The 13,449-nt window shown below is 36.4% G+C and carries 12 protein-coding genes; 6 read left to right on the top strand and 6 right to left on the bottom strand.

The genetic code is table 11. The features are described from left to right. Window positions 1–4 precede the first annotated feature (4 nt). Window positions 5–1,138, bottom strand: coding sequence for a serine hydrolase (locus GFU89_RS12495; RefSeq protein WP_318847437.1), 1,134 nt, complete (start codon window positions 1,136–1,138; stop codon window positions 5–7). 99 nt (window positions 1,139–1,237) lie between these two features. Between GFU89_RS12495 and GFU89_RS12490 the strand changes: the two genes are divergently transcribed. Beyond that, window positions 1,238–2,566, top strand: coding sequence for a M48 family metalloprotease (locus GFU89_RS12490; protein ID WP_318847436.1), 1,329 nt, complete (start codon window positions 1,238–1,240; stop codon window positions 2,564–2,566). Between the two features lie 92 nt (window positions 2,567–2,658). Here GFU89_RS12490 and GFU89_RS12485 read toward each other — a convergent pair whose 3' ends face one another. Then, window positions 2,659–4,188, bottom strand: coding sequence for a hypothetical protein (locus GFU89_RS12485; RefSeq protein WP_318847435.1), 1,530 nt, complete (start codon window positions 4,186–4,188; stop codon window positions 2,659–2,661). Between the two features lie 80 nt (window positions 4,189–4,268). Continuing rightward, entirely contained in the window at window positions 4,269–5,810 is a 1,542-nt protein-coding gene (locus GFU89_RS12480; protein WP_318847434.1) for a glycine--tRNA ligase, read from the bottom strand. 205 nt (window positions 5,811–6,015) lie between these two features. On the opposite strand from GFU89_RS12480, the gene GFU89_RS12475 reads away from it, so the two are divergent. Together GFU89_RS12475 and GFU89_RS12470 are read left to right on the top strand one after the other, a co-directional pair. Then, complete coding sequence (locus tag GFU89_RS12475) at window positions 6,016–6,711, top strand: pseudouridine synthase (RefSeq protein WP_318847433.1); 696 nt, start codon at window positions 6,016–6,018, stop codon at window positions 6,709–6,711. Window positions 6,712–6,859: 148 nt separating this feature from the next. Then, a complete protein-coding gene (locus GFU89_RS12470) occupies window positions 6,860–7,897 on the top strand; it encodes a quinone-dependent dihydroorotate dehydrogenase (protein WP_318847432.1) in 1,038 nt (345 codons plus the stop codon). 30 nt (window positions 7,898–7,927) lie between these two features. On the opposite strand, the gene GFU89_RS12465 is transcribed toward GFU89_RS12470, so the two are convergent. Continuing rightward, the gene (locus GFU89_RS12465) at window positions 7,928–8,812 is read right to left on the bottom strand and encodes a hypothetical protein (protein WP_318847431.1); all 885 of its coding nucleotides are present in this window, start codon (window positions 8,810–8,812) and stop codon (window positions 7,928–7,930) included. Between the two features lie 27 nt (window positions 8,813–8,839). Continuing rightward, entirely contained in the window at window positions 8,840–10,084 is a 1,245-nt protein-coding gene (locus GFU89_RS12460) for a DUF445 domain-containing protein (protein WP_318847430.1), read from the bottom strand. 95 nt (window positions 10,085–10,179) lie between these two features. Between GFU89_RS12460 and msrB the strand changes: the two genes are divergently transcribed. The 3 genes from msrB to GFU89_RS12445 all read left to right on the top strand — a co-directional run bounded on the left by msrB (window position 10,180) and on the right by GFU89_RS12445 (window position 12,132). Beyond that, the gene (msrB, locus tag GFU89_RS12455; protein ID WP_318847429.1) at window positions 10,180–10,707 is read left to right on the top strand and encodes a peptide-methionine (R)-S-oxide reductase MsrB; all 528 of its coding nucleotides are present in this window, start codon (window positions 10,180–10,182) and stop codon (window positions 10,705–10,707) included. A gap of 127 nt (window positions 10,708–10,834) precedes the next feature. Then, window positions 10,835–11,590 carry a murein L,D-transpeptidase catalytic domain family protein gene (locus GFU89_RS12450; RefSeq protein WP_318847428.1) on the top strand — a complete coding sequence of 252 codons (756 nt, stop codon included), beginning with the start codon at window positions 10,835–10,837 and terminating at the stop codon, window positions 11,588–11,590. 110 nt (window positions 11,591–11,700) lie between these two features. Beyond that, a complete protein-coding gene (locus GFU89_RS12445; protein ID WP_318847427.1) occupies window positions 11,701–12,132 on the top strand; it encodes a hypothetical protein in 432 nt (143 codons plus the stop codon). Between the two features lie 73 nt (window positions 12,133–12,205). Here the strand turns inward: GFU89_RS12445 and fabF are convergent, their stop codons facing one another. After that, the gene (gene fabF / locus GFU89_RS12440; RefSeq protein WP_318847426.1) at window positions 12,206–13,447 is read right to left on the bottom strand and encodes a beta-ketoacyl-ACP synthase II; all 1,242 of its coding nucleotides are present in this window, start codon (window positions 13,445–13,447) and stop codon (window positions 12,206–12,208) included. Window positions 13,448–13,449: the final 2 nt, after the last annotated feature.

The following is a 13,449-nucleotide window of genomic DNA, read 5'->3' as shown; positions in this document are numbered from 1 at the left end:
GTGTTTATTGGAATAATTGTACAATTTCATTTACAAAGAATTTTACCTGATCAGGTCTTCCTCTGTCATTTTTAGGATTGTTGGAGTAGCTTCCGGTTTTTACAATGACGATATTGTGCTCCGGAACCATAATAATATACTGCCCCTGTAATCCCAGGAAATAATAATGCTTGATGGGATTGTCATGGTTGATCCAAAGCCCCATTCCATAAATGTTTTCGGACTTTTCAGTGGGAGTTCTCATCTGTTCAATGAAATTAGTGTTGAGAATCTGCTGATCCCCGGCCTTTCCATCATTCAGAAACAGCTGCCCCAGTTTAGCAAAATCTCTTGCATTGGAATGAATGCAGCAATACGTTTTTTCCATTCCGTAATCGTCTGTACTCCATTTGGCATTCTGTTCCATTCCCAAAGGAATCCAGAATTTTTCTGATAAATAGCTCGCCAATGATTGATTCAGAGCCTTTCTGAGGGCAAACCCAAGAAGCTGCGTAGAACCGCTCTGGTATTCGAATCTTGTTCCCGGTTCTTCTTTAAATTTTCTTGAGAATACAGCTTTTACAAGACTTTTTCCATAATAGGCTTTGGCATTGGGAAGAAACGGGTTATTGTAATTTTCATCCCAGTCCAACCCGGATTCCATGAGAGCCAGATTTTTGAGGGTAACCTGATTTCCGAATGTTTTATTTTTAAATTCCGGATAAAAATCTGAGAACTTTTCATCAATAGTAGGAATAATGCCTTCTTCCAATGCTTTTCCCAACAGCATCACAGTCACTGCTTTTGCCATCGAAAAAGAATTGGTTTGTGAAAGCTGATTATAGCCGTCCCAATATTGCTCATGAAGAATTTTTCCATTCCTTATCACAACAAAAGCGGCTGTTTTGGAATGTTTTAAATCATCAACTAAATGTTTAGGTAAATCTTTTTTATTGTAATCCGGATCTTCTTCCCAGAGTTCAGGTTCCTCTGTGGCAATAGGATTGCTCGGGAAAAGATTTCCGTCATCAATATATGCACTTGATTTTCCTTTAAGATAGGTTTTGGAAATACCACTAAATAAATAATCATATCCCAGAAAATAAGCGGCTGCCGCACCAGCTACCGCTCCACCTATCATATACTTTAGTATTCTCATTTTTTCATGAATGGGTCTCTAACAAATTTAGAATAATTTGGCTATAAAAATTAAAATGAATCATCAAATAAGTTATTTTTGTTCTTATTGATGAAAACTATGACCAGAAAACTTATTGTATTGGGGTATTTCCTATTTTCAATCATGGGAATAGCCCAGATTTATAAACCGATAGATACCGCAGATTATATACAGCGAAAAGATTTTTTAAAGAGTTTTGAAGGGAATAATGAAGCAACCGTAAAGAAATTAAAATCTCAGTATTCCGGGAAAACAGGCTCTGAATTGTCCAAAATTTATAAAGAATTTGGAACAGACTTTCAAAAGCAGGTGAAAAATAAGGATTTTATCTTTAAATCTGAATTTGAAACAAGCATACAGCTTATGATTCAGCGTCTTAAAAAGAATAATCCTACGATTCCTCAGGATTTGAAAATTCTGATCGCAAAAGACAATACTCCCAATGCTTACTGCCTTGCTGACGGAACTTTTGTTATTAACATGGGGCTTTATAGCTGGCTCAACAATGAGGAGCAGATTGCGGCTGTGATTTCTCACGAGCTGGGTCATAAAATAGAAGAACATTCCCTGAAAACCTTTCTGAAAATTATCGAACAGGATAAATTGGATAAAGTATTGGTGGAGAATATCAAATCTACCACCACAAGCCGAAGCCAGAGCCAGAATCAGAAAGCTTTCGATATCTTTAAAAATACAGTGTATAAAAAAAGTGTGGAAAAAAGGCAAAGCGAAATGCAGGCAGATTCTTTAGGCTATGTCATTTTTAAAAACAGTGATTTCAAAAAAGCAGAATTTGTAAATGCACTTCAGAGGCTGCAGGATTTTGATACCATTTCGCCAAGAGAGCTGAAGATGGAAACGTATAAAAAGCTGTTTAACCTTCCAAAGCAGGCTTTCAATGAAAAGTGGATGAAGAAGGAAGATTTTTCACTGTACAATTATAATTTCTACAAAGAAAAGCTGAACAAAGATTCCCTTGCCTCACATCCTGAAGTGTCCAGAAGAATTGAGATGCTTAAAAAAACGTTTGCAGAACTTAAAAGCCCAATTGCTCCGGAAAAACCTTCAGATTTGTTTGTCACATTAAAGAAAACAGCAAGAATGGAAATTTTGCCCAATTATTTTCACTCTGAAGACTATGGACAGGGAATTTATGCAGCCATGCAGTTTCTGCAGGATGAAGAGGAAGAAAAGTATTATAAAAGTTGGCTGGGAAGATGCTTTTCCAAAATATATGAGGCCAGAAAAAACTACAACCTGAACAGGTATCTGGACCGTATAGAACCTAAAAATCAAAGTGAAAGCTACCAGCAGTTCCTAAACTTTATGTGGAATTTAAGTTTGGATGAAATAAAAAATATTGCAGACTATTATAAAATGAATGAAACCCTAGCAAAAGCAAACTAATTTTATTATCAACGATTTAAATATCAATAGGAACGGGCTTTAGCCAAAACATAAAAGAAGACCCCTGATGTTTCATCAGGGGTCTTTTTATACTAGTAATTTAATTTCTCCAAACGGATTTTATTGAATTTTTCTTTCTCATTATACTCCCTAAGAAGGATATACCCCTCTTTTCCTACATAGGGCGTTACCGTATAATTGTCTTTTTCAGAAATAGGGATGATCTCCTGTTTGAATTTTCCGTCAATAATAGTATTGATGAATAAATTCCATCTTTTTTGCTTTGTTACTTCATCTTTCTGATAGTCACGATAGAAAAATACTACATCTTTTCCTCCATTGAGGTATTGAGAAAACAGATAATCACTGTTTACCCATTTTGATTTTTCTTTTTCAAATACCTGAACATTTTTCACTTTGAAATCTTTATCGGTGTAGATGTAAACAAGGTCTGTTGTTTTGGGAGCGTTGTATTGTCCAGCCGGTTTATATTTTTCAGATAAGATTCCCACGCTTCCGTCATTCATAAAATACATATCCTTCGTCTGAAGCATATATCCGTTTTCCACCATTCCGTTTTTATTTACTTTTGGAAGGAATGCGGAAATATTAGGCTCGTAATTGATTGTTTTAGTATCTGCCGTAAAGTTTTTTTTGTCTACCATCATTCTTGCAAATCCTACTGACTCAGAGTCATCATAGTTTCTTCCCAACAGAACCACTTTGTCATCGAAATTCTTATCATTATCAATCTTTCTGTAATTAGAGTAGAAGGATTCAATATTGTCTATTGTATCATCGGATAACCCTGTAACCGGTTTGTTGGAAGTTTCTTTTCCTGTTTTCATATCAAGAACCAGAAGGCTGAACGTTTTCTGCTTGTCATTCACTTTCTTCAGAATGCAGTACATGTAATTCTCGTCTCTTTCCAGAACAGATAATGAGGTGTGAATTTTCTTGCTTCCGTCTGTATTGTACTTATATCTCCAAACTTCCTTTTTGTTTTCATCAAACTTCATAAGGCTGTTGTTATTTTCATACTTTCCGTAATCTTTATACTCCACAGCAAAGTAACCGCCTTCTTTCAGTTCACCTACAGCAGAAACGTAGTTGTACCCTTTGTCTTTTTTCTCATCACGATTTTCCTTACGCTGTTCTTTCCAGCTCTTCGGTTCGTTGATTTCTTTGAAAGTCCCGTTTTCCAGATAATCATAATATATTTTTCTGGTAATAGAGTTTGTTTTAGGATCAATCACCATAGAAACCGGTGTAAATACTTCTCTGCTTTTTACCAGAGAATAATCCATCATTGATGGTTTTAAGATGATCTGTCCTTTAAAGTCGACATATCCTAAATAAGAAGCAGCAGTGATATCTCCTTCAAACTCTTTATTGGCAACAGGATTGAGGTTTTTGTCTAGAACTACATACTCAAATTTTTTGGTCTTATCACCGGATTTTCCGTAAGAATATAGAGAAACGTAACCGTAAAGATTGTCTTTATCATCGAATAATGCATTCATTCCCACGTGATCCCCGGCAGCGAGTGTTGTCAGGTCCTGGGTTTGGGAAAATGCAAATGTCTGGATCAGTCCAAACACTATGAGTGTTATTTTTTTCATGGTTAAAATTTGAGGGATAAAAATAATAAATTAACCCATATGTTGAAAAATAAAAAAGCCCTGTTTCCAGGGCTTTTAAATTATAATTGAGAAAGTAAATTTCTGAAGTTCGTTTTCTCATCGATGATTCTTCTCAACTCTGAAACAGGAACTCTTTCCTGCTGCATCGTGTCTCTGTCTCTGATGGTTACGGTGTGATCAGTCAAAGAGTCATGGTCAATAGTGATACAGTATGGAGTACCAATAGCATCCTGTCTTCTGTAACGTTTTCCAATAGCATCTTTTTCTTCGTAGAACAGGTTGAAATCATATTTCAGATCATTAAAGATTTTTTCTGCATACTCAGCCAAACCGTCTCTCTTCATTAATGGAAGAATAGCTGCTTTAATTGGCGCTAATGCTGGAGGTAAAGATAAAACCGTTCTTTCTGAACCATCTTCCAATACTTCGTCTCTTAAACAGTGAGAGAATATAGAAAGGAATAATCTGTCTAAACCTACTGAAGTTTCCACTACATAAGGAACGTAATTTTCATTTCTTTCAGGATCAAAGAACTGAAGCTTTCTTCCAGAGAATTCCTCATGCGCTTTTAAATCGAAATCCGTTCTTGAGTGAATACCTTCCAGTTCTTTAAATCCAAATGGGAAGTTAAATTCAATATCTGCAGCAGCATTCGCATAGTGAGCCAATTTCTCATGGTCATGGAATCTGTAGTTATCATTTCCTAGACCTAGAGCCAAGTGCCAGTTCAGACGTTTTTCTTTCCATTTCTCATAGAACTCAAGTTCTGTTCCCGGAGCTACAAAGAACTGCATTTCCATCTGTTCGAATTCACGCATTCTGAAGATAAACTGTCTTGCAACAATCTCATTTCTGAATGCCTTACCAATCTGCGCAATACCGAAAGGAAGTTTATGACGTGAAGTTTTCTGTACATTTAAGAAGTTTACAAAGATACCTTGTGCTGTTTCAGGTCTTAAATAAAGATCCATTGCACTGTCGGCAGAAGCTCCCAGCTTTGTACCAAACATCAGGTTGAACTGTCTTACTTCTGTCCAGTTTTTAGAACCTGTATCAGGATCTGCAATTTCTAGCTCTTCAATCAAAGCTTTTACATCAGCAAGATCTTCATTTTCCAGAGATTTTGCCAGTCTGGAAAGAATAGCCTCTCTTTTTGCTCTGTATTCCAAAATTTTTGGATTAGTCGCCTCAAACTGAGCCTTATCAAAAGAGTCACCAAATCTCTTCGCTGCCTTTTCGATTTCTTTGTTCTCTTTATCTTCAATTTTCAAACAGTAATCTTCTACCAAAACATCTGCTCTGAAACGTTTCTTAGAATCTTTATTATCAATCAATGGATCGTTGAAAGCGTCTACGTGGCCCGATGCCTTCCATGTTGTTGGGTGCATAAGGATTGCCGAATCAATACCCACAATATTCTCGTTAAGCTGTACCATAGCTTTCCACCAGTATTGTTTGATATTATTTTTAAGTTCGGCCCCGTTCTGTCCATAATCATAAACAGCGGATAAACCATCATAGATCTCACTTGATGGGAAAATAAAACCATATTCTTTAGCGTGAGAAATCACTTTCTTGAAAACATCTTCTTGCTTTGCCATAATTTTTTTTACGTCTGATGTGCAAAAATAGCAAATTGGATCCAAAATCATGAGATTCAATAAAAAAAGCAGTTAATAAACAGACAAATATTTACATTTTAATTTTTCAGGAGCCGGGAACCTGCTTTTCACTCTATCTTTTGCTTTGCAAAAGGATGCCGCTACAATCAGGGCTAGATCGATTGAAAATTTCTACTTTTGCACCATGTTAGAAATTCTTTATCGCGACGAGCATATTATTGCTATCAATAAACCAAGTGGATTATTGGTTCATAAATCGTATTATGCCGGAGAAGCTGATACCTACGCTATTCAGGAACTGAGAGACCAGATTGGACAATATGTTTATCCTGTACATCGTTTAGACCGAAAAACTTCGGGTGTTTTGCTGTTTACTCTAGATAAAGATACTTTACGGATAATGAGTGACCGGTTTGCACAGCGGCAGGTTGAAAAAAAATATCTGGCAATTCTTCGGGGCTGGACAAAAGAAGAAGAGACAATTGATTATGATTTAATCAATGAGGATGAAATTCAGCAGAATGCCATTACCTATTATCATCGTTTACAGACTTCAGAAATAGATTTAGCTTTTGGAAAACATCTGACATCACGGTACTGTCTGGTAGAAGCTATTCCGGAAACGGGTAGAATGCATCAGCTGAGAAAGCATTTTAAACATATTTTGCACCCTATTTTGGGATGCCGTCCTCATGGCTGCAATAAGCAGAATAAACTGTGGCTGGAAACTTTCAATATGAACAAACTGATGCTTCATGCTCATCAATTGATTTTTAATCATCCCGTTACCAATGAAAGAATGACAGTCAACGCTACTATAAATGACGAATTTAAAAGGGTAGGGAATATTTTAAATTTCGATTTGAGTTCGTATTCTTAATTTAATAATAAAATATCCCGCTCTATTCAGTAGATAATGGAGATATTGGTCTCTTTTAGATTTTATATATAAAAGACATTTTGATAAAATATCATAGGTTAACCATAGATTAATTTTAAATTGAGTATTTTTGTAAAACTTTTTTTCAATGTACAAATCGCTCATCCGTCCGATTCTTTTCAAATGTGATCCCGAAGAGGTTCATCACTTTACATTTTCAATGCTTAAGAATTTTGGATTCCTTACTAAATTATTTCTCCCAAAACCTATTGAAGACAAACGTCTGGAAAGAGAAGTTTTCGGATTGAAATTTAAAAATCCTGTAGGACTGGCTGCCGGTTTTGATAAAAATGCAGTCTTGTTCAACGAATTGGGAGACTTAGGTTTCGGATTTGTAGAAATAGGAACTGTAACCCCAAGAGCTCAGGTAGGAAACCCTAAGAAAAGATTATTCCGTCTCATAGAAGATGGCGGAATTATCAACAGAATGGGATTCAATAATGACGGTCTTGAAGCCGCTATTGAAAAACTGAAATCCAACAAAGGAAAAATAATCATCGGTGGAAACATCGGAAAAAATACAGATACAAGCCCGGAAAACTATACCCAGGACTATCTGGACTGTTTTGAGGGGCTTCATCCTCATGTAGACTACTTTGTCCTGAATGTAAGCTGCCCTAATGTAGGAAGCCACGCCAAACTTGAAGATGTAGAATATCTGAGAGAACTGATTACAGAAGTGAAGAAGATCAACCAGTCAAAATCTGTACAGAAGCCTATACTGCTGAAAATTGCACCAGATCTTAATAACAATCAATTAGACGAAATTATTGATCTGATTGCAGAAACAAAGATTGATGGTATTGTAGTTTCCAATACTTCTGTAAACAGAGAAGGTCTGAAGACTTCCCCGGAAGTTTTAGAACAGATAGGAAACGGAGGTCTGAGCGGAAAGCCGATTCGTGAAAGAAGTACGAAAATGATCAAATACCTTTCTGATAAAAGCAACAGAGCATTCCCCATCATTGGAGTAGGAGGAATACATTCCGCAAAAGATGCTATTGAGAAATTAGATGCGGGAGCCAGCCTGATCCAGCTGTACACAGGATTTATTTATGAAGGTCCGGAACTGATCAACGAAATCAATCAGGAGCTTCTGAAAAGAGCAAGCAGATTACCAAGATAAAATAAAAGAGAGTTATGTAAACTCTCTTTTTTATTTCGATTTTATAATAGAAGCATTGTTTACATCAACTGTAAGAGTATAAGACGGAGAAGTGGCAGTTTTGTTGATCTTATATTTTAATGTTTTTCGGTCTTTAGATTTTGTCTTAGTCGTGTCGTAAATGTTTTGCAGGCAGCTTTCAGTCAGGAATTCTTCATAGTTTTTATAATTCCAGTCCTTTGTAAAGTACAGGATTCTGTAGCCTTTTTCGCCTTCACTTGCCCCACACATTCCGCATGCGTTGAAATTAGACATCCGTTCAAAATATAAAAGAACTCTGTTTCCTGCATGGTCAGATTTATAGGATATTAATTCATTACCGCCATATCGGTCGATGAAATCGTATGTATTTATTTTCCTATTGTTAGGGAGAATCAGGTAATTGTTAAACCTATAAATCATATTGTCTATGGTAAATAATTTTACAGCATAAGTTTTATCTTTCAAATGAAAATTTCCGGTAATTTCTGTATGCAAATCTTCATTGGTAAAGTCAAAGACTTCTTTAGGTTCCAGCGTTTGGGCAATACTATCTGTTTTTTCTATTAACTGGGGAGAAGTAATCTTTTCCTGAAGTATTTTAAAACTTTGCTTTTGTTTATTTCCAAAATTGTAGAGGTAGAGCTTACCATAATCATAAATTCCGGACAAAGGAATCTTCTTTTGATGCTTGTTGTAATAATACCAGCCTTCTACAAAATGCTGATATTGACTGCAATCTACAATTCCGGTGTAATTTAATTGCATAGTAATTGGTATTCCTGCAATTTCTCCTCTGAAAACCTGCGAGGAATCCGTTACCTCCTTAAGTTCAACTTTCTGACAGAGAAAAAATGCTAAGCTTAAGGAAAATAATAAAGTAAAAATTTTTTTCATGGTTGGGTTATCAATAGTATTCGTTTTTTAGAGGAAGAAATGGGCGATAGTGTAGATAATGAGCCCTACCAGGCCGCCAACCAGTGTTCCGTTCACCCGGATAAACTGAAGGTCTTTTCCCACTTCCAGTTCCATTTTCTCGCTTAATTCCTTACCCTGCCAGTTTCCTACGGTAGAACTGATGAGGTTTCCAAATTGGTGGGTGTTTTTAAGGATATATTTGTACGCGGTTACTCTTACCCAGTGGTCGATCTTATTCTGAAGATTTTCGTCTGTTTTTAAATTTTGAGAGAATTCATTCAGGTTTTTAGTGAGGTAGCCTTTTAAAGAGGATCGATCATCCTGTAGTTCTTTCATCAATGTTTTCTTGATGGAAGTCCAGATATCGCTGGCATACTCATCCAGTTTATCATTTTTAAGCAGTCCGTTTTTGATGGTTTTAAACTCCTCATCCCATTTCGGGTCTTCTTTCAGATCCATAGAAAACTCATGAATCTTTTGAGTTATCAATCCTCTTACTTCATGTTGCGGGTCTTCTTCTATTTCTTTAAAAAAATCAGAAAGGCCATCTGCGATTTTATCTGCAATTTTATTATCTACAAAAGAAGGGATGAATGTGTAACTGCCTTTTTTTACGCGGTCTTTAATCATTTCATCGTTCTCAATGATGTAATCTTTGATCTGTTTAGAAAGATTGGTAATGATTCTCTGATGGTCATTTTTTTCCAGAATATAACCGATTCCGTTTCCAACCACTTTATTAAGCTTAATATCATCCGTCATTTCAGACACCTTTTTGCTGATAAACTGGCTTACCGTGGAATCATCCAGTTTATTAAGAATATCAAGAACGATATCTGAAAGATTTTTAATCAAAATATCCTGACTCTTTTCCTTACCCAGCCATTCACCAACAAAATTGGAAACTTTAAGCTTCTGGATATAAGGTCTTATATTTTGAGGAGAAAGAAAGTTACCTACTACAAAATTACCAAGGTTGTCTCCTAATCTCTGTTTGCTGTTTTCAATCAGATTGGTATGAGGGATTGGCAGCCCGAGAGGATGACGGAATAATGCGGTTACAGCAAACCAGTCAGCCAAAGCTCCCACCATAGCAGCTTCGGCAAAAGCCCGTACATAACCGACCCAATGAGAGGTATTAGACTTCTGTAAAATAGTGGTAACAATGAAAATAATGGCCATCAGGACAAATAATCCTGTAGCAAATGCTTTATATTTTCTTAGTTGTTTTCTTTTTGCTTCGTCATTCATATTCTCAAATTTACTAAATTTGGTTATGAAACCGTTTAATCTTAATAAAAGCTTTTAAACCTCAAAACTTTTGCAGGTAAAGAATGAAATTTACGATGAAATTTTTAGTTTCAGCCATCTTATTATTTTTTCTGCAGGCATGTACGCAGAAATATGAACCTATAAAAACCTCCTCTATGGAAAATACAGAAGCAAAAAACAATCCATACTATTCGAGAACCGATACTACAAAACTCAATATTTCCAACGATGAATGGAAAAAAATACTCGCCCCGGACTTGTATGCAATCGCCAGAGAAGCAGCAACAGAAAGAGCTTTTACCGGAAAATACAATGAGTTTGATGAGATAGGAGATTATTATTGTGCTGTTTGTGGAAATCACCTTTTCCGTTCTACATCAAAATTTTCCAGCAGCTGCGGCTGGCCGAGTTTCTTTGAAGCGGATAAAGAAGGTGTGTATTACAAAAGAGATACAGCTTACGGAATGGATAGAGTAGAGGTGCTTTGTAAAAGGTGTGATTCACATCTGGGGCATGTTTTTGATGATGGTCCTAAGCCTACAGGATTGAGATACTGTATGAATTCTGTGAGCCTGGAATTTGTGGCTGATACTCAAAAATAAGGCGTTTAATTCACAGAATCAGGACGTTAAAGTTTCTTAAATAGCGTTAAACTTTTTAGAGTTATAACCCCTTGGTAATTATGTTTTTATAATTTTGCCCCACTAATTTGGATTTACATATTATTGAATGAAAGGATTTTATAGCGTATTAGGCCTTGTTTACATGGTGACGACTTCATTCTACATTTCTCCAAGAATAGCGGTGAAAAGTGAGAATGTCAATACAACGAAAACGGAAAAAGTAGCTGAAACGAAATCTGAGAAGAGCACAGCAGTTGTATCTTCGTCAGAAGCATTATACCAATCAATTGCATTTGACCCTGAACATGAATTGAATTATGAAGTGTTCTCAAAAGCATTGACTGGGTTTGAAAATTTGAAAAAAGCAGGATTACTTACCCAAGAGTCGCATTTGTTGACTATCTGCGATTTTTCTATGTCTTCTAACACAAAAAGACTTTGGATCATTGACCTGGAAGACAAAAAAGTTCTGTTCAACTCATTGGTAGCACACGGAAAAAACACCGGCGAAGAATTTGCGACGAATTTTTCTAACAGGGAAAGTTCGTTACAGAGCAGCTTAGGATTTTATATCACGGATGCAACCTATCAGGGTGACAACGGATATTCTCTGAAGTTATTGGGAATGGATAAAGGTTTTAATGATGCCGCATACAGAAGAGCTATTGTATTACACGGTGCTGATTATGTAAGTGATGCATTTGCATCTATGCACAAAAGAATCGGAAGAAGCTGGGGATGTCCCGCGGTTCCAAGAGAACTGACACAATCTATAATCAATACGATTAAAGGAAAAAATTGTCTCTTCATCTATTATCCCGACCAGAATTATCTTTCCTCCTCAGAGTGGTTGAAAGCATAAGATAAAAAGAGCAGTCAGATTTGACTGCTCTTTTTCTTTTAAAATAAGTCCTGTAATTCGAAAATAACAATTAAATTTATATAACCCTTTTAGCATTAAAGTATCATAGAATGATGAATGGACAAGATGAAAACCACAAAAATATAAATGTAGCTCTGGAAACCTCTATCAGATTCATTCCAGCCATAAGACTGATTAATAATCCTGATGGCTCATGTACTTTTGAGAAAGGTAAAATGCCCACTCTTAAACCTATCAATGCAACGGTTTTCTGGATGAGTAATGAAACGGAAGAATGGGAAAAAAATGCCCATCCGGCACCCAGAAGGCAATATGTTATTACAATCAAAGGGAATATAAGGTTTAAAGTAACAGATGGTACTACATTTATAATTAAACCGGGAGTTATCCTTTTAGCTGAAGATCTTAAAGGTGCCGGACACAGTTGGGATATGGTGAAAGGTAAAGAGTGGGAGAGACTTTATATTCCGATTTCAGAAAACGAAAGTGATTTTTTCATTCCTGATGCTGATTTTATGTAATAGTTAGAGATAAAATAAAAAATCCCTGTATGATTTTCATGCAGGGATTTTTTCAATTATTTTTTAATTCTGATTAGCTGAATTTTTTGAAAACCAGAGTCGCATTATGTCCTCCGAATCCAAAAGCATTGCTTAAAGCATAAGTAATCTCTTTTTCCTTTGCTTCTCCAAAAACAATATTGATATCTTGTGGAATATTTTCATCAATACTGTGAAGGTTGATTGTTGGCGGAATAATTCCGTTTTGAATCGCTTTAATAGAAATAATCGCTTCGACCGCACCAGCAGCACCCAATAAATGACCTGTCATAGATTTTGTAGCACTGATGTCAAGGTTTTTACTTCCTTTAAATAATTTATTAATTCCGTTCAATTCAACCAGATCCCCAAGAGGAGTAGAGGTGGCATGAGGATTAATATAATTAATATCATCTGTGTTGATTCCTGCTTCATTAAGCGCTAGCTGCATGGCTTTGATAGCTCCCACACCATCCGGATGAGGTGCTGTCATGTGATAAGCATCTGCTGTCATGGCTGCTCCTACTAATTCTGCATATATTTTTGCGCCTCTTGCTTTAGCGTGTTCATATTCTTCAAGAATCAATGTTCCAGAACCTTCACCCATTACAAAACCATCTCTGTCTGCATCGTAAGGACGGCTGGCTGTCGCGAAATCATCATTTCTTGTAGACATTGCCTTCATAATGGAAAATCCACCGATAGAAGCTGGAGAAATAGCCGCTTCGGAACCACCGCTCACGATCACTTTCGCTTTTCCAAGACGGATATAGTTGAAGGCATCCATCAATGCTGTATTTCCGGTTGCACATGCAGAAACTGTTGTATAGTTAATTCCCTGCAGACCATATTTCATGGAAATCATTCCCGATGCCATATTGGCAATGAATTTCGGTACAAAAAAAGGATTGAATCTTGGCGTTCCGTCACCGGCTGCAAAATTCATCACTTCACTTTCGAAAGTCCACATTCCGCCTTGTCCCGTTCCCCATATGACACCAATATCAAACGGGTCCATATTTTCCAGTTCAAGCCCGGAATCTTTAAGAGCTTCCGCGGTAGAATACATTGCATATTGTGAAAATAAATCACTTCTTTTGATTTCGTTGTGTGTTAAATGGAGTTTTGGATCAAAATTTTTAACCTCACAAGCGAAATGTACTTTAAATTTTTCCGTATCGAAATGGGTGATTGTATTAGCTCCACTCACTCCATTGATACTGTTTTGCCAAAATTCTTCGACATTATTTCCCAAAGGCGTCACAGCGCCAAGACCTGTAATGACAACTCTCTTCATAC

It is taken from the genome of Chryseobacterium sp. JV558 (assembly GCF_033712365.1).
Lineage (GTDB): Bacteria > Bacteroidota > Bacteroidia > Flavobacteriales > Weeksellaceae > Chryseobacterium.
Note: the sequence above shows the minus strand (reverse complement) of the source record. Positions and strands in the feature narration are given on the sequence as shown.

Coding starts and splice junctions, on each gene's coding strand:
- GFU89_RS12495 (WP_318847437.1), bottom strand. CDS start 1,138: ATGAGAATACTAAAGTATATGATAGGTGGAGCGGTAGCTGGTGCGGCA.
- GFU89_RS12490 (WP_318847436.1), top strand. CDS start 1,238: ATGACCAGAAAACTTATTGTATTGGGGTATTTCCTATTTTCAATCATG.
- GFU89_RS12485 (WP_318847435.1), bottom strand. CDS start 4,188: ATGAAAAAAATAACACTCATAGTGTTTGGACTGATCCAGACATTTGCA.
- GFU89_RS12480 (WP_318847434.1), bottom strand. CDS start 5,810: ATGGCAAAGCAAGAAGATGTTTTCAAGAAAGTGATTTCTCACGCTAAA.
- GFU89_RS12475 (WP_318847433.1), top strand. CDS start 6,016: ATGTTAGAAATTCTTTATCGCGACGAGCATATTATTGCTATCAATAAA.
- GFU89_RS12470 (WP_318847432.1), top strand. CDS start 6,860: ATGTACAAATCGCTCATCCGTCCGATTCTTTTCAAATGTGATCCCGAA.
- GFU89_RS12465 (WP_318847431.1), bottom strand. CDS start 8,812: ATGAAAAAAATTTTTACTTTATTATTTTCCTTAAGCTTAGCATTTTTT.
- GFU89_RS12460 (WP_318847430.1), bottom strand. CDS start 10,084: ATGAATGACGAAGCAAAAAGAAAACAACTAAGAAAATATAAAGCATTT.
- msrB (WP_318847429.1), top strand. CDS start 10,180: ATGAAATTTTTAGTTTCAGCCATCTTATTATTTTTTCTGCAGGCATGT.
- GFU89_RS12450 (WP_318847428.1), top strand. CDS start 10,835: ATGAAAGGATTTTATAGCGTATTAGGCCTTGTTTACATGGTGACGACT.
- GFU89_RS12445 (WP_318847427.1), top strand. CDS start 11,701: ATGATGAATGGACAAGATGAAAACCACAAAAATATAAATGTAGCTCTG.
- fabF (WP_318847426.1), bottom strand. CDS start 13,447: ATGAAGAGAGTTGTCATTACAGGTCTTGGCGCTGTGACGCCTTTGGGA.